The sequence below is a fragment of the Hymenobacter sp. BRD67 genome (genome assembly GCF_013256425.1).
GTDB lineage: Bacteria > Bacteroidota > Bacteroidia > Cytophagales > Hymenobacteraceae > Hymenobacter.
On record NZ_CP053904.1, the window covers coordinates 1,487,489 to 1,507,373 of the forward strand.

Here is a 19,885-nt window from a genome sequence, read left to right on the forward strand (position 1 = left end):
AACTCCAGCATCTAAGGCTACATGGGGGCAGTTTTCGAGCTACTTCTTTACCGGTATCGGCATATGCATATCGGTGGGCTTGCTTTTTTGCACCATTTTCTTGCCTAGGGCTTTGCTGTCCTTCACCACTTTGGGGCCTTCATAGGGGGCGGCGCCTTGGTCGGCCGTTTTGTGTGAGGCGGCAGGGGTTTGCTGAGCGTGGGCGGCGCTGAGCAACGAGCCCAGGGCGAGGAAGAGGGTAGGCGTTTTCATGAGTTAGGGTAGCTTATTAGGGAGAAACTTAGTTAGGCTGGTTGTAGCTGGCGGGCAGCAGGTTGAGCATTTCGTCTTTGGCGGCAATCAGCGCCTCCTGGCCGGCTAGGTCGCGCTCGAGCCACCAGCTATCACGCAGCAGCTTTACTTAGCGCCGCCAAACAGGTAAGCCAGGGATAGTTGGAAAGCACGGTTATAAAAGTTTGCGTCAGTAGGTGGCGCGCCATTATCGGTGTAAGTTGGTATCGTCGTCCGCAGGCCCAGGCTATAGCTTGCCTGTAACAGGAAGGCTTCGTAGCGGTAGCCGACCCCACCTTGCAGGCCCGCATCAAATCGGCGAAAGCCGGTGTGGCCTGAATTTATATCTATGCTCTCAGCCACCAAGAGGCGGTCGGTCACGGTGGCGTCAGTCGGTAGATTACTTGTATCGGTATGCACATCGCGGCCGCCGAGTAACACACTCACGTAAGGGCCAGCAAAAAGCTGGGGGCCGGTTTTGGCACCCAGCGGCGCATAAGCGAAGTTGACCGGCAGCGTGAGGTAGCTCAACCGAAGGTTGTGGTGGATGGTAACAGGGCCAGTCGGGAGGTTCTGGCCGTCCCGATAATAAATGTCAACATCATGCTTGTAGCCTTTCTGCGAAAGTAACAAAGCGGGCTGCACGGCGAACTTGCCCCAACTCAGGTTGGCTTGCGCGCCAGCCAGCCAATCAAGGTGGTAGTGGAGGCTGGGGGCGTTATCAGCGGCGATGTGCTGCGTGGCGAGGTTACCACCCAGCACTGGGCCGATGCTAAACGTATTCTGAGCCTGCGCAGCGCCTGCCAGCAGTAGCAGGCCCGGAAGTAGAAATTGATGCAGTTTCATCAGTTCGGGCGGGTGGAGCTGGCGCGCAGCAGGGTAATGATTTCGTCTTTCGCCGCTACGAGGGCATGGGCTAGGGCCACTCGCGCTGACAGGCAGCGAGCGCGGCGGCTAGGTCTTAAGAAGCTGCCTGCGATTTATCAACTTTAACTTTTTAGGTGTTGCTGGTGCCAGCTTGGTTGAAGTCCGTTCAGCCAGCTGATTAATAATCTTTGACTCAAGATTTCTCCTCATTGGAACGCTGGCTACGATGCTCATGAGTTAATGAAGCTGTTTAGGAAGTACCCGAAAAATAAAACAGAACGCCAGATGAGCATGACAGATAACGTAATTTTGAAAACTTCCTAAACAGCTTCGTTGACTCAATTTTCTTTGGCTTCGCGTCGTTACTGCCGTAAATATCAAAAATACTAGGCTAAATATCTAATATAGCCTAGTGTTTTTCAAAATAAAGCTGTAGAGTGATGGGACCTACGAACCGCCTTCGGGAAATCTTCTCGGCCATTGGCCTAGAAACTGTGCGTCCGACCGACGAGCTACTGGAGCAGTGGGGCACGAGAGCCACGCGCTTCAACCAGCTCGTCAATAACCGGGGCCGCATCGGCATTACCGTCAGCGAAAGCAGAGCCCTGAAGAGCTTCTAATTCTACTGCGCTACCCGGCACCCGCTGCCAAACCCGTCTTTATGGCGAGTGGCGGGCTTGCCCGTGCCTATTCCATGCTGCCTCCACCTAATCTCTTCTTTTCGATGCACATCAGCACCACCCCCGACCTGCTCCTGCCAAGTACTGCCTGAGCGATTTGCACGAGCTGCTGCGCGAGATAGCGGCCGCCTGGCCGGCGTCGAGCAGTGGCAGCGCGAGCTGCGGGTAGTGAGCAATTTGCAGTACACCCAGGCGGCTCTGAGCACCCTGGCCACGGTCAAGCAAAACTCGACGATTCGCAGTACGAGCCCGCCAAAATAAAAGCGCTAAAAAAATCTGGGATAGTACCAGCTGTTTCCCACATTCAAAATCAGTGAGTTCAGCTAGGTAATGGTTGAGCACTAAAAAGTGATGGTAACTTTATTTTAGGCAACTTACTATTGCCTAAATGCCAAAGTGTGATGTGGTTCGCTAACTACCCAGAAACCTCCTTCACTTTTTACGTTTTTTGCTCTGCTATGAACCTCACTACTACTCTCCGCCTCTCCGCAGTCACTTTACTCGCTTTTCTGCTGATTATAAGCAGCCCGGCTTTGGCCTCGAACTCCTTCAAAGGACCAGCTACCCGCTTAGTGGTCATTCGTTCCCTTGCGGTCGCCTTCTGGCCCAAAGTTCTTGCAGTCAACACGATGGAAATTGGCCTCAAGAAGCCAGTCGTAACCACTCTGCCCGCGCCGGCGGTAGAGGTGCCCACTCCGGCCGTGCTCAAGCTTGTCCCGCAAACGAAACTCCTGTTGGGCGTCGTTCTGAAGGCAGATGGGCAGCCGCTGCCCGGCGCCAGTGTCTACCCGGCTGGTGCCCCACGCCAACTTGTCGTAACCGATGCACAAGGACACTTTGAGTTGCATGTAGCTAAGGGCACCGCTGCCTCCTTGTGGGTGGAATACTTCGGAGAGGGAAGCAGCCGGGTGGAGGTGCCCGCCAGCCAGTTCACTCCGTTACAAATTACGCTTGGTCAATAAACTCGCTAAAGAATCCTGAAGCGCAACACCCAGTGCAGGCTTCTTGGTCTTGGTAGATGTAGAAAGTAGCCCTCCAATAATGAGCTGTTTATTGTAGGGCTACCCACCCCCACGTAGAAGCCCCGAAAACGCAGGTTTTCGGGGCTTTTTTTCTGACCGTTTGTTAGATGGTACGAGGAGTTCACAGAACTCATCTCTACACGCGTTTGCTGAACGTTAAACTTGGAATCCGTTTGTTGAATTCTTAATTATTGCCTAAGCTTTGGTAATGAGCTGCGAGGCAATCATACGTGAAAGTGCACCAATAAAGATTTGTATTATCTTCGTTCGTGTAGGTTATTGCTACATTTACAAGAACTTATGTCGCTTTCCCGCCGCCCGACGTTGACGCACCCGCAGGCCCGTCATGTCCATACTACCTATGACTCATACGGCGCGGCGGTGGCTGATTACACTTGGTTTCCCGGCCCGCAGGTGCTCTACGTCCGCTGGCACGGCCATGTCACGGGCGATGAGTTGGTCCGCGCGGCCCACACTGGCCTGCGGCTCAACCAGCACTGGCAGCCACGGGTGCTGTTCCACGATTTGCGCGGCTCGACCGGCGAGTGGGGCGAGGACAGCGCTCGTCCCTGGCTGGAGTACGAGTGGGTGCCGGGCATCCAATCCCAGTGTCCCAACCTGCGCGGTATCGTCACGCTATTCGATGCCAGGATGACCATGCCCTATGCCAACACGCTGATAATATCTCTGCTGGACCAACAATTCGAATTCCGGGTATTTTACTCGCTCCTCTCGGCCTGGCGGTGGGTGGACCAGCGCACGCGTCCCCACGCAGAACCAGGAGCATGGTTCCCGGCGCTGCCGGCTTAGTAACCGTTCGGCAGGCCCGGCTTAGCCTGTCAAGCCAAAAATAGGTCTTCCAGAAAAATACGTATGAGTATGTGGTAGCACCCAGGTGCCCGTACAAGATTGGCTTCGTAACGACCAGGGTAAGTCTATAAGCTGTCCCAAGGACAAAGGGTAGAGCACCGAGAACCAACTGCTCAACCTACGCCGCTACGCCCTCATCCAGGACTGGAATATCTATAAGGAATACATCGAGGAGAAGTCGGGCAGTACGGCTAACCACAGCCAGTTTAAGCGGCGCTTCGCCCTGGTGCTATTTTGGATCCTCGACCGCTTCAGCCACGAGGGTGCCCTGCCCACGCCACGCTCCAGCACCTGAACTTGCTGTAGCGCTACGGCGGCGCCTCGAACCAGGTCAGCGTCAGCATACTGAATATGTAGCCCAGTACCGGGGCTAAAATAGCTAGTGATTTAGCATGCGCCTGCCACTAAATCTACCCCCGTTTTTTCAAAAAATTGCCTTTGAATCACGTATAATTCAATAAAGCTCGTGCCGGGTGGCGCAGCTTTTTTTGTGCCTGTTACTTTTCTACTGGGGAGAATAGCGTAAGCTGCTAACAGGGCACTCTGGCTGTCGCCTAAAGGCAACTTTGGCGCAGGCTCTTCTGAAGGTCACCAGGCAGCGGACGAGTAGGGCCGATATTTGTTAGCAAACGGCCTGTGCTGCCTGCCCAAAGGCCGGGGGTGTGCGGCTTCATCCAGCCCCAACTGCTGACTATCTACTTACTACGCTATCCTGTGCCCCATGCCCGGCTCTCCTGACCTGCTCGCCGTCTTCGACGCCTTACCTGGGGCTTATCTGCTGCTCTCGCCTGCCCTGCGAATTGAAGCCGTGAGCGACGCCTACCTGGCAGCTACGCTCACTACGCGGTCACAGCTCATTGGGCAGTACATGTTTGAGGCTTTCCCGGATAACCCAGCTACCCCGGAAGCCCGGAGCGTAGCGAATCTGAGTGCTTCCCTGCAACAGGTACTCAAGAGCGGGCAACCCCACCAGATGGCCTTGCAACATTATGATGTGCCCGACCCCACGACGCCCGGCGCCTTCGTAGCCCGCTACTGGGAGCCTCTCAACTCGCCGGTACTTGATGCGCAAGGAATGGTTTCGGGTATTATTCACCACGTGGTGAATGTCACTGACCGTCTCAGTACGGAAGCGCAGCTGCGGGAAAGCCAGGCCCGCGAGCAGCAGGCCTGGGCCGAGGTAGACGCGCAGCGCCGCCACTTGCAGCAAATACTGCGGCACTTACCCGCCCAGGTTGCTACCTACCAGGGACCCGATTACGTTTACGACTTTGTAAATACCCGCTATACCCAGCCGTTTCCTACCCGCCGCTACCTGGGTCGGCCGTTTCGGGAGGTGCTGCCGGAGGTGGCTGAGCAGGGGTTAGAAGCAGCCTTCGACCACGTGTACCGCACCGGCGAGCCCTATCACATCCCGGAGCAGGAGCTTTGGCTCGACCTGGCGGGCACGGGCCAGCCGGAGCAGCTTTACCTGAATTTCTTTCTGCATCCCTTACGCGATGCCGAAGGCCACATCTACGGGCTGCTGGACTTCTCCTATGACATTACTGCCCAGGTGCTTGCGCGGCGGCAGGTGCAGCAGCTCAATCAGGAGCTGGAGACCCGCGTGCAGCAGCGTACCCGGGAAGCGGAAACCGCCCGCGCCGAAGCCGAGGAGCAGCGCAACCGCTTGCTGCGACTTTTTGGCCAGGCTCCGGCCCAGATTAACCTCTTCCAGGGGCCCAACCATATCTGGACGCTGGTGCACCCCCGCACCCAGGAAATGCTGCCCAACCGGAAGCTGCTGGGCTTGCCCCGCCGCCAGGCGCTACCCGAGCTGCCCGAGGAGCAGCAGGAGCCGTTTGACCGGGTGTACCGCACCGGCCATCCCGTGCATGTTTTCGAGACTGTCCGCCGCCTCGACCGCTTCGAGGATGGGGAGTTGCACGACGAGTATTTCGACGTCACTTTCCAGCCCAAGTTCGATGCTGCCGGGCAGATAGAAGGCGTGATGAGCTTTGCCGTTAACGTAACGGAGCGGGTGCGCGCCCGCAAGCAGGCCGAAGCGCTGCAAGCCGAAATGCTGGCCGCCGCCCAGCGGCAGGCGCAGGAGCGCGAGGCGCTGTTTCACATTCTGGCCGATACTCCTGCCGCCGTGGCCTTGCTGCGCGGGCCGCAGCACCAGTTTGAGTACGTTAACACTGCCTATCAGCAGCTCTTCCCCGAGCGCCAGCTCACTGGCCGCTCCGTGGCCGAGGCCCTGCCCGAAACCAGGGCGGCCGGCTTCCTGACCCAGCTCGACCGCGTGTATCGAACCGGCGAAACGTTTTTCGGCCAGGAGCTGCCCATGCGCCTGGAGCCGGCCGATGGTCGCCCGGCCCAGCAGGTGTACTATACGTTTACTTATCAGGCCTATCGCGAAAACGACCAGGTGGCCGGCATCTCCATCTTTGCCTTCGACGTCACGGAGCAGGTGCAGGCCCGTGAGCAGCGCGAGGCCGAGCGGCAGCAGCTCTACCACCTCTTTATGGAGGCACCAGCCCCCATTGTTATCCTCGACGGCCCCGACCTGGTGTATCAGCTTGTGAACCCGGCTTACCAACGGGTCTTCCCCGGTCGCACGCTGCTCGGCAAGCCGGTGCTGGAGGCCCTGCCGGAGCTGCTCGGTACGCCTATTCTCGACCAGCTGCGCGGCGTGTACACCACCGGCACTACCCTGGTGGCCCAGGAAATGCCCCTGCTGCTGGCCCGCCACGACAACGGACCCCTGGAGGAGCTGTTCTTTACCTTTACGTACCAGGCCCGCCGCAACACCCAGGGGCACTGGACGGGGTGCTGGTCTTTGCCCACGAAGTCACCGACCAGGTGCAGGCCCGGCGCGTGGTGGAGGAGGGCGGCCAGCAGGCGCTGGCGCTGGCCGAGGAGCTTAGCCTGGTAAATGAGCAGCTTACGCGTACCAACGTAGACTTGGACAACTTCATCTATACTGCCTCGCACGACCTTAAAGCACCCATTTATAATATTGAGGGTTTGCTATATATTTTGCAGGATGAATTGCCTCTCGACGTAGCCCGGCAGGAGGAGGTGGGCCCCACCCTGGCCCGCATGCTCGATGCGGTAGAGCGCTTCAAGCGCACCATCGACCACCTCACGGAGGTATCCAAGCTGCAGAAAGAACACGCCCCCATTGCCACGGCGGTCGACCTGGCCGCTGTGGTAGAGGACGTTCGGCAAGACCTGCTGCCGCTGCTGCAGGCCGCCGGCGCCCGGCTCTCTGTCGATGTGTCGGCGCTGCCACTACTACAGTTCTCCGAGAAAAACCTGCGTAGCATTGTGTATAACCTACTCAGCAACGCCCTCAAATATCGCCACCCCGACCGCACGCCCCATATCGACGTGCACGCCCACGTGCGTACGGGGCACCTCGTGCTCGAAGTGCATGATAATGGCCTGGGCATTGCGCCGGCTCACCTGCCCCGCCTGTTCACGATGTTCCAACGCTTCCACGACCACGTGGAGGGCACTGGCATCGGCCTCTACATGGTCAAGCGCATAGTCGAGAATGCCGGGGGCCGCATTGAGGTGCATAGCCAGCTCGGGGCCGGCACTACTTTTTTCGTATTCCTGTCCCAACCTGCTGCTGCGCTTGCGTAGTACTGCTGCTACCTTTTCTTGCTTGACCCGCTATGGCCGCTATATCCTGCACCCTGCTCGTTGACGACGACGACACTACCAACTTCCTTAATCAAGCCCTGCTGCGGCGCATGGCCATTAGCGACACCGTGCTGGTAGCCGGCAACGGCCAGGAGGCCCTCGACCTGCTGCATACTCATTGCGAGCTGTCCGACTCACCCACCTGCCCGGCCCTTATTCTGCTCGATATGAAAATGCCGCTGATGAACGGTTTCGAGTTTCTGAAAGCCTACGCCCAGCGGCCCGAACGCCAAAACCCCACGGTGGTCATTATCATGCTCACTACCTCCCTGCACCTGCACGACGTGGCACAAATGAAGGGCCTGCCCATTGCCGGCTACCTCACCAAGCCCTTACCCGCGACAAACTCAAGCAGATACTGCAAGACCACTTCGGCCAGTCTGCGGAGGATAAATAACGGCCCGCTCCCTTAGGTGGCGGCCACAAGCGGCTTAACCGAGGCAATCTGCCGGCTTGCTCAATGGAGGTGTATGCAAGTGTTTGTTATCCAGTAGTTTATTCAGCGATGACGCGGGCCAGGGTGCGGATAATGCGCCGGGCGCGGGTTTTGACGGTGCCCAGCGGCAGCTTCAGCTCCTCAGCGGTTTCGAGCTGGGTGTAGCCTTCCAGGTAAAGCAGCTCCAGCAGCTGGCGGTCGGCGGGGGTGAGCAGCTGCAGCCAGTCGCGCACGCCGATATGCTCGGGCCGAAAGGTAATGGCTGCTGCCAGGCCGCCGTGCAAATCAGCCGTAAGCGAGTGCGTGCGCTGCGCGGTACGGCGCTGCGCACGCAGCCGGTCAATAGCCAGGTTATGACAAATCTGGATGGCCCAGGTAAAAAGCCGTCCCTTGCTGGCATCGTACGTCGGAAAAGCCAGCCAGAACTTCAGCATGCACTCCTGCAGGATGTCTTCGGCTAGCTCATCGTGCCGCACAATGCTCCAGATAGTATGATAGAGGGCCGCCCGGTAGTTCTTATAAAAAAAGGCCATGGCCGTCTCATCACGGGCATACAGGCGTTGAATAAGTTGGCTTTCTGCTTCTTGCTCAAGAAGTTCCATTAATGCAAGGAAGGGTGGAAGTTGCCCACTTACGGCCCGTTTTAAGACAGCGGATTTAATAAGCTGAAAAATAAATAAGGCGCTTTTCAGGAACTTTTACCGCCTTGGCCGATGCCGCGTGTAGCAATAAAGCGGCCCTTCCGCGCTAAGGCAGAAGGGCCGCTTCATGGGCCGGGGACAGCGCCGCCGGGTGCAAAGGCGCTATTCCTCGCGGTGCACGGTAGCCGGGCTAAAGGCTGGCACGCATATCGACCAGTATTCGCACTCCGCCTCAAAAGGATTGGAGTAGCGCACGCGGGCCCCGGCCTTAATCAGCAGCGACTCGCCGGCCTGCAGCTCTACTATGTCGCCGTCAATCTCGAAGCGCTTGCGGCCGCGCACCACAATGGTTACCTCATCAAACTCGGGGCGCTGGTGCGGCTCGCTCCACTGCGGCGGCGCTACCATATGGGCCACGCTATATAAGCCGGTGCTCGTGCTGGCCAGGCCAATGTGCTCCTCAATGAGCTTGCCATCGGTGGTAGGCACTACAAAAGGCTGGGTATTGCGAACGTATTTTTTCTCGGAAGCCATCAAGGGGGGAAGTAGAAGGTGGGCGGAAGCGGCAAAAGTAAGGGCCCCGCGCAGTGGGCCGGCCGGGGGCGCCTTGCCCGTGGTGCCGGGTGGCCGCCAGCAGGCAAAGCTGGGTATACACCGGCGATGGCGCAGCCGGGTAAGGAAGACTGCTGCCGGCAATAAAATAAGGCGCTACCCCAACCCCTCGCCACGGCACCCGTATAGCTGCCAAAACCGGGCTGACGGCCAGTACCGAGCCGGCCCCGACCACTTCACCTTACACTTTTTCTTTTCCTTCTCATGTCGTACCGCGAAGAAGATAACAACGCAGGCAAAATTCTCCTCGCCGCCCTCGCTGGCGCTAGCGCCGGTATCATTGCTGGCATTCTGCTGGCCCCCGATAAAGGCTCGGCCACGCTCGAAAACTGGAAAGGCACCGCTAAAAACTACGGCGGGCAGCTGGGTGAGCAGTTCAACAAGTATAGCGCTGACCTCGAAACTAAATTCAAAGGCTTGTCTGACAAGCTCGAAGACCTTGGGGTGCTGGGGGCTGGCGGCAGCCTCAACATCAAAGGCAACTGGGACGACATCAAGGGCAAGCTAAAGCAGCAGTATGCCCAGCTTACCGATGAGGACCTGACCTATGCCGAAGGCAAAGGCGACGAGCTCGTGGGCAAGCTGCAAGACAAGCTTGGCAAAGGCAAGTCAGAAGTTACTAAAATTATCAACGACTTGGCAGGCAAAGGTCAGGACGTAGCCCAGAAAGGTGCTGATGCCGCCCAAAAAGGCGCAGATACCGCTCAAAAAGGCGCTGATGCTACCCAAAAGGGTGCCGACAACGCACATAAAGCCTAAACGGCCTTTAAAATAAAGCCACAAAACCCCCGCGCCATTCGGCGCGGGGTTTTGTGTTATAAGTCAACCATCGGTTAGCGCTAATCGTTAACTTTGACGCGCTTAGCAGGTATTTCCTCACTTCTAACTTCTTTTCACTTATGCCCAGCGACAACGGAAAAGTCATTGTTTCGCTTCTGGCCGGGGCCACGGCCGGTATAGTGGCCGGCCTGCTGCTAGCTCCCGAAACCGGGGAAGAAGCCCGTGCCGGGCTTCTGGCATCGGCTCGTAAGTGGGGCGACGAGCTTGGCAAGCTGGCAAAGGAGGCCCTTACCAAGCTGCATGAAGCCCCATCCAGTACCAACCACGACGCGGCAGTGAGTGAGGACCGCCGCAGCGCTGATGCCCTCTTCAACTCGATGGGCGGCAAGGACGACGCCGAGCCCGGCGACCTGGCTACCCCAAAAGGGGCGGGCAATCACCGGTCGATAGCCGGTGATGAGGACTATGGCACCCACAACCGCGACGACCTCGACTACGATGGCGATGCCGGCGAGGGCCGCCACCGTGCCTTGTAAATACTAAGTTTAGAAAACAGTCAGAAAGCAAGGACGTCCGTCCGGCTGCCCTGGGCAGCCGGACGGACGTCCTTGCTTTGGTAATAAGTGCTTTACGCGTTGGTGGTGGTAGTGAGGCTAACCTCAATGTTGCCCCTGGTGGCGCGCGAGTAGGGGCAGATACCATGCGCGGCTTCTACCAGCGCTTCGGCCTGCTTCTGCTCCAGGCCGGGCAGGTTTACGTGCAGGTCGGCCGATATGCCATAGCCGCCATCTTCGGCCTGGCCAAAGCCGATAAGCGCTTCCACGGTTACTTTTTCCAGCCTTAGCTTGGCCTGGCGGGCGGCTACGCCTAGCGCGCCTTCAAAGCAAGCAGCATAGCCGGCGGCAAACAGCTGCTCGGGGTTGGTAGCGCCGGCCTTGCCGGGGCCGCCCATTTCCTTGGGCGTGCTCAGGGTAAGGTCGAGCACATTGTTGGCGCTGGTGACGTGGCCATCGCGGCCACCTTCGGCTTTTGCCTGGGCGGTGAAAACTTTCTGGATTTTCATAAGGTACTAAAAGTGTTTGGGTGAAAAAATAGCTGGACTAAGCCAACTGAGCAAGTAGGTGAATAAGCTGAGCGCGCAGGGCACCGGCCTGGGCCGGGCTCATGTGTAGCTTTTCCAGCATTTGAGTGGGGATGCAGCGGGCCTGAGCTTCCAGGGCGCGCCCGGCCGGCAGCAGCTCAACCACTACCAGGCGCTCGTCGTGGGGAGCGCGACAGCGGCTAAGCCACTGCTTTTGCTCCATGCGCTTGAGCAGCGGGGTTAGCGTTCCCGAATCGAGCAGCAGCTTTTCGCCCAGCTCCTTCACCGTAAGCCGCCCATATTCCCACAGCAGCAGAAATACCAGGTACTGCGGGTACGTAAGCCCCAGCTCCTGCAGCAAAGGCTGATAAGCTTTGGTCAGCTGCCGCGAAATGGCATAAAACGGGAAGCACAGCTGGTTGGTCAGCTTCAGTAGAGAGTTGGCTGGGTTGGAAGTAGGAATGGTACTCATGGCGTTCGGGGACCAAACCAGCTTTAGTTGCGCAATGTTTGATTGTGCACAATTTAAATCATGCTTCCTTAGCTGAAGCGCTGGCGACTGGTCGCTGATTTGGAAAGCCGCGCTAATAGCGGCTAGAGCATAGACTAGCTTCTAAATCCATGAACTGGGTGGTCTGCCGGCGAAAAGTAGGCAGACCACCCCAGCTAATCTGTACCCGGACTTGGAAACCGCGCTAACTGCCGCGGCTGATTCGGGAAAAAGCTGTCTTAAAACACGTCGCCCAGGTTAAAAAATACTCCCTGTGACCCTTGAATTCCCCAGGCATAATCCACTGCCAGGTAGGTAGATGCCTTCTTGCTTAAACATATCCGCAGGCCAGTGCCGGCGGCCGGGGCCACCCGTCCGTAACCGGTGCTGGGATTGCGGGCCGACTCACTATTGACGAAGACCACGCCGCCGAGTATCCGTGAGCGCGTCAGATTAAAGCGGTACTCAGCTTCCCCATACACGAGGCTGGTACCGCGAAAGCGGCCCTGAATGTAGCCCCGGCCGGTAACGCTATAGGTATCCCACCCGGTGGCGGGCAGGTCGAGGTAAGGCGCGGCCTGGCCGGTAGTAAAATCGCCATACAACCAGAAAGCCAATACGTTGCCATGCGAGCCGGCCGCCAGGTAGCGCCTCGTATCGACTTGCAAAAGCCGGTAGCTGGCATCGGAGCCCAAGGCTTGCACATTGGCCCGCAGTGCCAGAAACAGGTAGCTTTCGCCAGCGGCCGGGTGCAGCTGATTGGCGCGGGCATCGCGCAGCACCGACACCACCAGGCCCGAGGAGGTAGAGCGCCCACTTACGCCCGGCTGGTAGCCCGAAATCTGGGATAGGGACCGCCCGTTGCCGTCTACACTTACGATATTCCAGCGCGTGTCGAAGAAATAGCCGCCGCCTATATAGAGGCTACCTGTTTTACCTGCCTGGTGGTAATAGCTCTGGTGAATCCGCAACAGGTTGTAGTCCATGCCAATAGCATCGTGGATGCTGGCATTGCTGCCCAGTCCGTAGGTCTGCTGCGGGTAGTGCAGCAGGCGATAGTCGGCCAGCCAGAGGCTACGGTTGTGGCTGGTCCAGAGCGGACCATTAAAGGCCAGAATAAGCTGCTGGTTTTGCGTATAAGTGAGCGTAGCGGAGAGCGCCGAGAGGTTGGCCAGGGGCCGCTGAAAGGTGTAGCTGGTAGTGAGCGTGGCCAGAAATCGGGCTTCCAGGGTGTAGGCCACGGCGGGCAGCGGTACCAGCGAGTGGGTTTTGACCTGGCGCGGCTGGGTAGAGTCGGCGGCTGAGGGCTTGGGGTGGCGGCGCGGAAACAGCTGGCGCGCCAGGTCCCCCACGTCCCTGGTAGGGTGGGGCACGGAGTCGGCAGGGGTCGGCAGCGGAGACTGGGCCTGAGCAGCCAGGGCAGGTAGCACCAGCAGCGCCAGAATGCGTAATCTTCTAACAAGCATTAGTTCTTAATCCGCCATTCAACCAGCAGACGCGGCTAATGATTTGATATTTTCTGGCCCCACCGGCGAAAGCTGCCAGTCAGGCCCGCGGCCTACAGCTTACCAAGCGGCCTCCCGGCTTGCCGGCTCAGGAGCGGCCGCTTGGCCTGGCTTATCACCTGCGAGCTGTAGATACCGCTGTGGCCCGAGAATAAATACGCTGTCACGCAGCTTATACCCAAGTAAATACCCGCTTGAACCCCGAATAATTCGAGCCCCATCAGCAGGCAGGCCAGCGGCGTATTAGCCGCTCCCGCAAACACTCCCACGAAGCCCATGCCTGCCAGCAGCGCCACTGGCAGCGGCAGGATGCCCGCCAGCGCCGAGCCCAGCGCCGCTCCAATAAAAAAAAGCGGCGTTACTTCCCCCCCTTGAAGCCGGCTCCCAGCGTGAGGGCGGTCAGCAGCAGCTTGAGGGCAAAATCGGGGGCCCTCAGCTGGTGCTGAAATGCCTCTACTATCACCGGTATGCCCAGCCCGGCGTAGCGCATGGTGCCCAGGCCCCACATGGTGGCGGCTACCAGAGCGCCTCCCACCACGGGGCGCAGCGGCGGATAAGCAATTGCCTGGGCAAAAACCCGCGCAATAGCGTGCGTAAGCGTCGCAAATACCCGCCCAGCGAGCCCAAATACTGCGCCCGCCGCTAGCGCTGAGGCGAGGCCGCCCAGGGTAAGCGGCAGCGTGGCCAGGGTAGGGTAGGCGGTATGCCCCACGCCCCAGGCGCGCGTGACCACATCGGCTATCACGGCGGCCAGGAAGCTCGGCAAAATGGCCTCGTAGCGGGCCTGGCCCAGCAAATACACCTCCAGCCCAAATACCGCGCCCGCCAGCGGCGTTCCAAACACCGAGGCAAAGCCGGCACTCATACCCGCGATAAGCAGGAGCCGGCGCTCGCGCCGGGGCAGCCAGCGGGCCAGCTGGTCGGCCAGCGCCGCGCCCATCTGCACGGCGGTGCCCTCGCGCCCGGCCGAGCCGCCCAGCAGGTGCGTAAGCAGCGTGCCGCCCAGCACCAGCGGCACCAGGCGCAGGGGCAGGGTCTCGGCGGGCGCATGAATCTCGTCGAGAATAAGATTGTTGCCCCGCACCACGCGATTGCCAGAATAATGGTAGAACAGCCCCACCACGAGCCCGCCCACGGGCAATAGCGCCAGCGCCCAGGTGTGGGCGGCGCGCCAGGCGGTTACCCACTCAAGGCTCACCAGAAAGCCCGCAGAGGCAGTGCCGGACAGGGCCCCAACCAGGGCCGCCAGCAGCAGCCAGCGCACAGTAAACCAGGCCGTATCGATGGCGGAAGCAGACGGAAAGGAGCGGAGTACGCGAAAGAAAGAAGGAGTAGCCACGCCGCTAAGTAACGGGTTGACCAAGCTGTTGCCGGCAGGGTGCCGGGCAGCGCAACGCCTACGGAGGGCAGCCTTACCAGCCAAGCGCGGCAAAGCGTGGTTAAAATAAGTAGGCAAGCTGCCTGTAATAACTGTTCTGCTCCGCCGATACACCCGCCAGCGGACTTCGGCAAAAGCACCTATCTTGCCGGCTGTTCAGCTTTTTACTCACTTTTTGCTCCTCACCCATGAGCTTTTCACTGGTGCTCCTCGGCCTGCTGCTGCTGACCTTGTTTCTGAGCTACGTCATTGTGCCGCAGGGCACCGTGGCCGTTGTCACGGTTTTCGGAAAATACCGGCGCGTCATGATGCCGGGCCTGAACTTCAAGCTTCCCTTTATTGAAACAGTTTTCAAGCGCATCTCTATTCAGAACCGCTCGCTGGAGCTGGAGTTTCAGGCCATTACCATCGACCAGGCCAACGTCAACTTCAAGGCCATGCTCGTGTACTCGGTGCTGAACCAGGCCGATGAAACTATTAAGAACGTGGCTTTTAAGTTTGTAGATGAGCGTAGCCTTATGCAGGCGCTCATCCGTACGGTAGAGGGCAGCATCCGGGCCTTTGTGGCTACGCAGCGCCAGGCGGCGGTGCTGAGCCTGCGCGGCGAAATCGTGCTGCACGTAAAAGACCAGCTCGATGAGACCCTCGAAAGCTGGGGCTACCATCTGATTGACCTGCAATTGAATGATATCGCCTTCGACGAGGAAATCATGCGGTCGATGGCGAAGGTGGTGGCTTCCAATAATCTCAAGGCTGCCGCCGAAAACGAAGGCCAGGCCTTGCTTATTACCAAAACAAAATCGGCCGAGGCAGAAGGCAACGCCATCAAGATATCGGCCGAGGCCGAGAAAATCGCGGCCCAGCTACGTGGCCAGGGCGTGGCGCTGTTCCGCGAAGAAGTAACCAAGGGTATGGCTCACGCTGTGCAGGAGCTGGCCGAAAACAACCTCGACCCCTCGCTGGTGTACTTCTCGATGTGGACCGAGGCCATCAAGCACTTTGCCGAGCAGGGCAAAGGCAACGTTATCTTCCTCGACGGCTCCAACGAGGGCCTGGAAAAAAGCCTGCGTAATATGACCGCCCTGCAGCACCTCGACCGGCCGGCCGCCCGCTAAGGAGCAAGTAAAGGAACTGCTAACGGGTTCTTTAATATGGTAAAAATACTATGTTTTCTATGCCTGCTGCTACCACTGAGCAGCTGGGCTCAGCAGCCGGCGGCCGATAGTATTGCGCCCAACCCCCCAAGGTGGCAGCGCGTAAGCTCCAGCACGGGCAGGCAGGGAGAATGCCAGGAGGTGCTGCAGTGCGACAGCCTGACAGGAGTGCTGCGGGTTTACTACGCTTCGGGCCAGCTGAAGTCTTATACGCCATTTCTTAGCCGGCAGCATGCTCAAAAGTGGGGTGTAGCTACCTGCTGGTATGAAAGCGGACAGCTCCAGTCGAGGGAAGATTTTATAAACGGGCAACGGCACAGCCTGCTCGTGTACTATCCTAACGGCACGCTTAAGCGCCAGACAACGTATGCCGATAACCAGGAAATGCTGGGCTACTGCTATGGGCCAGCCGGCCAGCCGCTACCTTATACTCCCTATGAGCAGCCGCCCCTGTATCCGGGGGAGAGGTAATGCTGAAAAGCGACTTGGCCCATCAGCTGCGCCTCTCGTATATGCAGCGGGAACTGGTGGCCGCGTCGCCTGTAGCACAGAATGTTGAAGTGTACTTCGAGGTAGCCGAAGATGGCAGCGTGCGGTCTCCCGTAGTATTATCGGCCCTGTATCCGGCCTTAGTAGCGGCGCTGGGAGGCAGCGGGCGGGCTTCCGAACTGCTATCGGCCCAGCTGCCGGCAGTTTCGGCGGCGCTGGTGCAGGCACTCGAGCAGCTGCCCCGGCGCTTTTTGCCCGGCCAGCGCGATGGGGAAGCGGCGGCCTTCGCCTGCCAGATGTCGGTAGATTTATTGGCAACCGGCAAACGTAACCGCTAACATACTCTTTAGCAGAAGTGAAGGGCCGCCGGACTCCGCGCATGAAGCGCAGATGTATAAGCTAAACAGTAAGGGTAGTATCTTTGTGCCGGCACTTTAAGTTGGGTTGGCAGTAGCAATGCGCTATTTCATGATAAGACAGGTTTAATCCAGCCAAAATATCTTCTCTCGCGTAAAGGCCAAGTCTAAGCACAACCTCAGCCGGTAGCGCTGTTGCTTCTCAAGGCTTTTACAATCTTTTCCTGCTGGTTTTGCCCTTAACCAGCGCTTTTCTTTCTTTTTATCATGAAGCACCTCTTATTCAAAACCGCGATGCTAAGTGCGGCCGGCCTGTTGGCCGCCGCGCCGCGCAGCCAGGCTCAGAGCGCCGACCGCAAGTGGGGCGTGAGCGGCTATGTATCGGCCCTGCAATACCACGGCGACCTGGGCGAAAACTACTGGGACACCCGCAGCCTGACCTATGGTGGCGGCCTTACCCTGAGCCACTACCTGAGCAAGGGCATCGACATCAACCTGTCGGGTAATCAGGCTACGCTGCGCTATCCGGCCGACCCGAGCGGGGGCGGCACGTTTACCACTCCGTATAATGGTCCGGCCAACGCCCACCGCTTCTACGCCAATGTTACCTCGCTGGGCCTGGGCTTCAAGTTCAAGCTCAATAATGGCTGGGCGCTGAAAGAGGATGCTTTTATTCAGCCTTATATCCTGTTGCAGCCAGGTTTATCAATCATTTATACCGACCGCTATGCGGCATATTCGACCGTAGCCAGCCACCTGAGCTACGGCTCGTTTGATGCGCAGGCCGCAGTAGGCCTGACTTTCCGCCTGACGCCGGGCGTTAGCCTGTTTGCCCAGGCTGGCCAGCATATGTTGTTCAGCGGTGGTGATGATGCCGACGCCCGTCTGGACGGTGTTTCGAGCAACAGCGTTACCTGGCTCAACAAGTACGACCGCTACATGCAGTTTTCGGCGGGCCTGACCGCCAACTTTGGCAAAGCCAAGGATATGGACGGCGACGGGGTGCCCGACCGCAAAGACAAGTGCCCCGATACGCCCGCTGGCGTGAAGGTGGACGTCAATGGCTGCCCGGTTGACACCGACGGCGACGGCGTGGCCGACTACCAGGACAAGTGCCCCACCGTGAAGGGTCTAGTGGCCCTGCAGGGCTGCCCCGATGCTGACGGCGACGGCGTGGCTGACGCCGACGATAAGTGCCCCAACACCCCGGCCGGCGTGCGCGTCGACGCCTCGGGCTGCCCGCTCGATGCCGACGGTGATGGCGTGCCCGACTACCTTGACAAGTGCCCCGGCACCCCCTCAGGCGTGAAAGTAGATGCCTCGGGCTGCCCGCTCGACCGCGACGGCGATGGCGTGCCCGACTACCAGGACCGCTGCCCCGACCGCGCCGGCCCCGCCTCCAACAAAGGCTGCCCCGAGATTAAGGCCGAGGCCAAGAAAATCCTCAACGAGGCTACCAAGTACATCAACTTCGACTTCGATAAGGCTACCCTGAAGCCGTCCTCGTATCCGAAGCTGGAGCAGATGGTGCAAATCATGAACGACTACCCCGACTACTCGCTCAGCATTGCCGGCCACACCGACAGCAAGGGCGATGACGCCTATAACCTGCGCCTGAGCTACGAGCGCGCCGCTTCGGCCCGCGCTTACATGCTGAGCAAAGGCATTCCGGCCGACCGCATCGAGAGCCGCGGCTACGGCGAAACCAAGCCCATTGCCGACAACAAGACGGCCGCCGGCCAGGCCCTGAACCGCCGCGTGGACTTCGACCCCTTCCTCACCGGCGAGCCCAACGCGGCCGAAGTGAAGTACGGCCCGGCCCCGGCCGAGCCCTCGGAGGCAGAGGTCAAAAAGGCCGTCACCAAGAAGGCTCCGGCCCGCAAAGCCCCCGCCCATAAGGCCCCGGTGAAGCGCAAGAAGTAAGCGCCCACCCCACAAAAAAGCAGCCCGCTCAGCTTGAGCGGGCTGCTTTTTTGTGAGGGGTGGTGAAGCTGTAAACTTACGATAAGCTGAACCGCAAAACGGCGGCGCACCGAATCGGCTTTAACTTGCAGCCCGGTTGCGACGGAAGCTGTCGCGCCTCGCCAAACCTGCTTCTATGGACGACGCCCTCCTTGCCAGCTACCAGCCCGTTATCGGGCTCGAAGTACATGCTCAGCTGCTGACACACAGTAAAATGTATTCTTCCGACGAGAATGAGTACGGCTCGCTGCCCAACACTAACCTCTCGGTCATTACCCTGGGCCACCCCGGCACGCTGCCCCGCGTAAACCGCACGGCCGTGGACTTTGCGCTTAAGATGGGCCTGGCTACCAACTGCCAGATAACCCGCGAGAACCTGTTTGCGCGCAAAAACTACTTTTATCCCGACCTGCCCAAGGGCTACCAGATTACCCAGGACAAAACTCCGATTTGCCACGGCGGCCACGTCGATATCCGCCTGGCCGATGGGAGTACGCGGCGCATCGGCATCACGCGCATTCACATGGAAGAAGACGCGGGCAAGAGCATGCACCTGGCTGGCGAAACCGAAACCCTGGTTGACCTGAACCGCGCCGGGGTGCCGTTGATTGAAATAGTGTCGGAACCCGATATTCGAACCGAAGAAGAAGCTTACGCCTACCTGACCGAAATCAAGAAGCTGGTGCAGTACCTGGGCATCTGCGATGGCAACATGGAAGAAGGCTCGCTGCGCTGCGATGCCAACGTGAGCGTGATGAAAAAAGGGGCCGACAAATACGGTACCAAGGTGGAGGTCAAGAATATGAACTCCTTCCGCAACGTGCAGCGGGCCATTGAGCACGAAGTGCGCCGACAGATTGAGATTCTGGAGAATGGCAGCGAGGTAGATTCTGAAACGCGGGGCTTTGATGCGGCCAGCGGCACTACCAGCGGCCAGCGCTCAAAGGAAACGCTGAACGACTACCGCTACTTCCCGGAGCCCGATTTGCCCCCGCTTATCGTGGACGATGCCTGGCTGCACCGGGTGCAGGCCGAGCTGCCGGCCCTGCCCCAGCAGCTCTATGCCCGCTTTACCGGCGAGCTGGGCCTGAGCGACTACGATGCCAACGTGCTCATCGACCAGAAAGAAGTAGCGCAGTACTTCGACGACCTGGCCCGCCTGCTGCCCCCGCCAGCGCCAAAGCCGCCGCCAACTGGATAATGGGCCCCGTAAAGTCGTACCTCAATGAGCGGGCCCTCGAAATAGCCGATTTCCCCATGGACCCCGGCCAGCTGGCCGGCATCATCGAGCTGATTGAAGCCGGCAAGCTTAACTACTCGGTAGCCAGCAAGCAGCTGTTTCCCTACCTGCTCGACCACCCGCAGGCTAATGCCACCGGCGCGGCCGAAGAATTAGGCCTGCTCACCAAAGCCGAGGCCGGCGAGCTGGAGGCGCTGGTGCAGCAGGTGCTGGCCGCCAACCCGGCTAAAGTAGCCGAGTACCGGGCTGGTAAAAAGTCGCTCACCGGCATGTTCATGGGCGAGCTTATGAAGCTCACCGGCGGCAAGGCCGACCCCAAGCTGGCCAACCAGCTGCTGCGCCAGGGCCTCGACGGCTAA

Annotated in this window: 19 protein-coding genes and 2 pseudogenes; 13 read left to right on the forward strand and 8 right to left on the reverse strand. The window is 59.1% G+C overall.

The features are described 5' to 3' along the window. Positions 1-39: 39 nt before the first annotated feature. Positions 40-252, reverse strand: coding sequence for a hypothetical protein (locus GKZ67_RS06840; protein WP_173241681.1), 213 nt, complete (start codon positions 250-252; stop codon positions 40-42). A 144-nt stretch (positions 253-396) separates the two neighbouring features. Continuing rightward, entirely contained in the window at positions 397-1,116 is a 720-nt protein-coding gene (locus GKZ67_RS06845; RefSeq protein ID WP_173241682.1) for a porin family protein, read from the reverse strand. A 461-nt stretch (positions 1,117-1,577) separates the two neighbouring features. Between GKZ67_RS06845 and GKZ67_RS06850 the strand changes: the two genes are divergently transcribed. The 6 genes from GKZ67_RS06850 (at position 1,578) to GKZ67_RS06875 (ending at position 7,815) form a co-directional block, all read left to right on the forward strand. Continuing rightward, positions 1,578-1,757 carry a hypothetical protein gene (locus GKZ67_RS06850; protein ID WP_173241683.1) on the forward strand — a complete coding sequence of 60 codons (180 nt, stop codon included), beginning with the start codon at positions 1,578-1,580 and terminating at the stop codon, positions 1,755-1,757. Positions 1,758-2,275: 518 nt separating this feature from the next. After that, positions 2,276-2,779: a carboxypeptidase-like regulatory domain-containing protein gene (locus GKZ67_RS06855; RefSeq protein ID WP_173241684.1), complete on the forward strand. Its 504-nt coding sequence runs from the start codon at positions 2,276-2,278 to the stop codon at positions 2,777-2,779. Between the two features lie 360 nt (positions 2,780-3,139). Further along, positions 3,140-3,649, forward strand: coding sequence for a hypothetical protein (locus GKZ67_RS06860; protein ID WP_173241685.1), 510 nt, complete (start codon positions 3,140-3,142; stop codon positions 3,647-3,649). 781 nt (positions 3,650-4,430) lie between these two features. Beyond that, positions 4,431-6,626, forward strand: a complete 2,196-nt coding sequence (locus GKZ67_RS06865) for a PAS domain-containing protein (RefSeq protein WP_173241686.1) — start codon at positions 4,431-4,433, stop codon at positions 6,624-6,626. Next, positions 6,521-7,342 carry a sensor histidine kinase gene (locus tag GKZ67_RS06870; RefSeq protein WP_173241687.1) on the forward strand — a complete coding sequence of 274 codons (822 nt, stop codon included), beginning with the start codon at positions 6,521-6,523 and terminating at the stop codon, positions 7,340-7,342. Before GKZ67_RS06865 ends, GKZ67_RS06870 begins: the two co-directional genes overlap by 106 nt. A 32-nt stretch (positions 7,343-7,374) precedes the next feature. Continuing rightward, the gene (locus GKZ67_RS06875) at positions 7,375-7,815 is read left to right on the forward strand and encodes a response regulator (protein WP_173241688.1); all 441 of its coding nucleotides are present in this window, start codon (positions 7,375-7,377) and stop codon (positions 7,813-7,815) included. A gap of 82 nt (positions 7,816-7,897) precedes the next feature. On the opposite strand, the gene GKZ67_RS06880 is transcribed toward GKZ67_RS06875, so the two are convergent. Next, positions 7,898-8,440: an RNA polymerase sigma factor gene (locus tag GKZ67_RS06880; RefSeq protein ID WP_173241689.1), complete on the reverse strand. Its 543-nt coding sequence runs from the start codon at positions 8,438-8,440 to the stop codon at positions 7,898-7,900. 201 nt (positions 8,441-8,641) lie between these two features. Continuing rightward, positions 8,642-9,013, reverse strand: coding sequence for a cupin domain-containing protein (locus GKZ67_RS06885; protein WP_173246524.1), 372 nt, complete (start codon positions 9,011-9,013; stop codon positions 8,642-8,644). A gap of 282 nt (positions 9,014-9,295) precedes the next feature. Between GKZ67_RS06885 and GKZ67_RS24440 the strand changes: the two genes are divergently transcribed. Beyond that, positions 9,296-9,850: a CsbD family protein gene (locus tag GKZ67_RS24440; RefSeq protein ID WP_173241690.1), complete on the forward strand. Its 555-nt coding sequence runs from the start codon at positions 9,296-9,298 to the stop codon at positions 9,848-9,850. Positions 9,851-9,990: 140 nt separating this feature from the next. Beyond that, positions 9,991-10,407: a YtxH domain-containing protein gene (locus tag GKZ67_RS06895; RefSeq protein ID WP_173241691.1), complete on the forward strand. Its 417-nt coding sequence runs from the start codon at positions 9,991-9,993 to the stop codon at positions 10,405-10,407. Positions 10,408-10,499: 92 nt separating this feature from the next. Here GKZ67_RS06895 and GKZ67_RS06900 read toward each other — a convergent pair whose 3' ends face one another. From GKZ67_RS06900 to GKZ67_RS06915, 4 genes and pseudogenes are all read right to left on the reverse strand, one after another. After that, positions 10,500-10,934: an organic hydroperoxide resistance protein gene (locus tag GKZ67_RS06900; protein ID WP_217278705.1), complete on the reverse strand. Its 435-nt coding sequence runs from the start codon at positions 10,932-10,934 to the stop codon at positions 10,500-10,502. A gap of 37 nt (positions 10,935-10,971) precedes the next feature. Then, complete coding sequence (locus GKZ67_RS06905) at positions 10,972-11,424, reverse strand: MarR family winged helix-turn-helix transcriptional regulator (RefSeq protein ID WP_173241692.1); 453 nt, start codon at positions 11,422-11,424, stop codon at positions 10,972-10,974. A gap of 257 nt (positions 11,425-11,681) precedes the next feature. After that, entirely contained in the window at positions 11,682-12,815 is a 1,134-nt protein-coding gene (locus GKZ67_RS06910) for a hypothetical protein (RefSeq protein WP_173241693.1), read from the reverse strand. Positions 12,816-13,000: 185 nt separating this feature from the next. Next, positions 13,001-14,439 (reverse strand): annotated as a pseudogene (locus GKZ67_RS06915) (chloride channel protein). A gap of 74 nt (positions 14,440-14,513) precedes the next feature. Between GKZ67_RS06915 and GKZ67_RS06920 the strand changes: the two are divergent. The 5 genes and pseudogenes from GKZ67_RS06920 (at position 14,514) to gatB (ending at position 19,885) form a co-directional block, all read left to right on the forward strand. Next, entirely contained in the window at positions 14,514-15,440 is a 927-nt protein-coding gene (locus tag GKZ67_RS06920; RefSeq protein WP_173241694.1) for an SPFH domain-containing protein, read from the forward strand. Between the two features lie 36 nt (positions 15,441-15,476). Beyond that, a complete protein-coding gene (locus tag GKZ67_RS06925) occupies positions 15,477-15,950 on the forward strand; it encodes a toxin-antitoxin system YwqK family antitoxin (RefSeq protein WP_173241695.1) in 474 nt (157 codons plus the stop codon). Continuing rightward, positions 15,950-16,306: a hypothetical protein gene (locus GKZ67_RS06930; protein WP_173241696.1), complete on the forward strand. Its 357-nt coding sequence runs from the start codon at positions 15,950-15,952 to the stop codon at positions 16,304-16,306. Before GKZ67_RS06925 ends, GKZ67_RS06930 begins: the two co-directional genes overlap by 1 nt. A 285-nt stretch (positions 16,307-16,591) precedes the next feature. Then, positions 16,592-18,247: an OmpA family protein gene (locus GKZ67_RS24445; RefSeq protein WP_173241697.1), complete on the forward strand. Its 1,656-nt coding sequence runs from the start codon at positions 16,592-16,594 to the stop codon at positions 18,245-18,247. A gap of 175 nt (positions 18,248-18,422) precedes the next feature. After that, a pseudogene (gene gatB, locus GKZ67_RS06940) lies at positions 18,423-19,885 on the forward strand (Asp-tRNA(Asn)/Glu-tRNA(Gln) amidotransferase subunit GatB).

Bases quoted from the DNA above. Each gene is read 5' to 3' on its own strand.
- GKZ67_RS06925 (WP_173241695.1), top strand. From the start codon at position 15,477: ATGGTAAAAATACTATGTTTTCTATGCCTGCTGCTACCACTGAGCAGC.
- GKZ67_RS06845 (WP_173241682.1), bottom strand. From the start codon at position 1,116: ATGAAACTGCATCAATTTCTACTTCCGGGCCTGCTACTGCTGGCAGGC.
- GKZ67_RS06930 (WP_173241696.1), top strand. From the start codon at position 15,950: ATGCTGAAAAGCGACTTGGCCCATCAGCTGCGCCTCTCGTATATGCAG.
- GKZ67_RS06855 (WP_173241684.1), top strand. From the start codon at position 2,276: ATGAACCTCACTACTACTCTCCGCCTCTCCGCAGTCACTTTACTCGCT.
- GKZ67_RS06895 (WP_173241691.1), top strand. From the start codon at position 9,991: ATGCCCAGCGACAACGGAAAAGTCATTGTTTCGCTTCTGGCCGGGGCC.
- GKZ67_RS06850 (WP_173241683.1), top strand. From the start codon at position 1,578: ATGGGACCTACGAACCGCCTTCGGGAAATCTTCTCGGCCATTGGCCTA.
- GKZ67_RS06885 (WP_173246524.1), bottom strand. From the start codon at position 9,013: ATGGCTTCCGAGAAAAAATACGTTCGCAATACCCAGCCTTTTGTAGTG.
- GKZ67_RS06920 (WP_173241694.1), top strand. From the start codon at position 14,514: ATGAGCTTTTCACTGGTGCTCCTCGGCCTGCTGCTGCTGACCTTGTTT.
- GKZ67_RS06860 (WP_173241685.1), top strand. From the start codon at position 3,140: ATGTCGCTTTCCCGCCGCCCGACGTTGACGCACCCGCAGGCCCGTCAT.
- GKZ67_RS06905 (WP_173241692.1), bottom strand. From the start codon at position 11,424: ATGAGTACCATTCCTACTTCCAACCCAGCCAACTCTCTACTGAAGCTG.
- GKZ67_RS06880 (WP_173241689.1), bottom strand. From the start codon at position 8,440: ATGGAACTTCTTGAGCAAGAAGCAGAAAGCCAACTTATTCAACGCCTG.
- GKZ67_RS06875 (WP_173241688.1), top strand. From the start codon at position 7,375: ATGGCCGCTATATCCTGCACCCTGCTCGTTGACGACGACGACACTACC.
- GKZ67_RS06865 (WP_173241686.1), top strand. From the start codon at position 4,431: ATGCCCGGCTCTCCTGACCTGCTCGCCGTCTTCGACGCCTTACCTGGG.
- GKZ67_RS24440 (WP_173241690.1), top strand. From the start codon at position 9,296: ATGTCGTACCGCGAAGAAGATAACAACGCAGGCAAAATTCTCCTCGCC.
- GKZ67_RS24445 (WP_173241697.1), top strand. From the start codon at position 16,592: ATGAAGCACCTCTTATTCAAAACCGCGATGCTAAGTGCGGCCGGCCTG.
- GKZ67_RS06900 (WP_217278705.1), bottom strand. From the start codon at position 10,934: ATGAAAATCCAGAAAGTTTTCACCGCCCAGGCAAAAGCCGAAGGTGGC.
- GKZ67_RS06840 (WP_173241681.1), bottom strand. From the start codon at position 252: ATGAAAACGCCTACCCTCTTCCTCGCCCTGGGCTCGTTGCTCAGCGCC.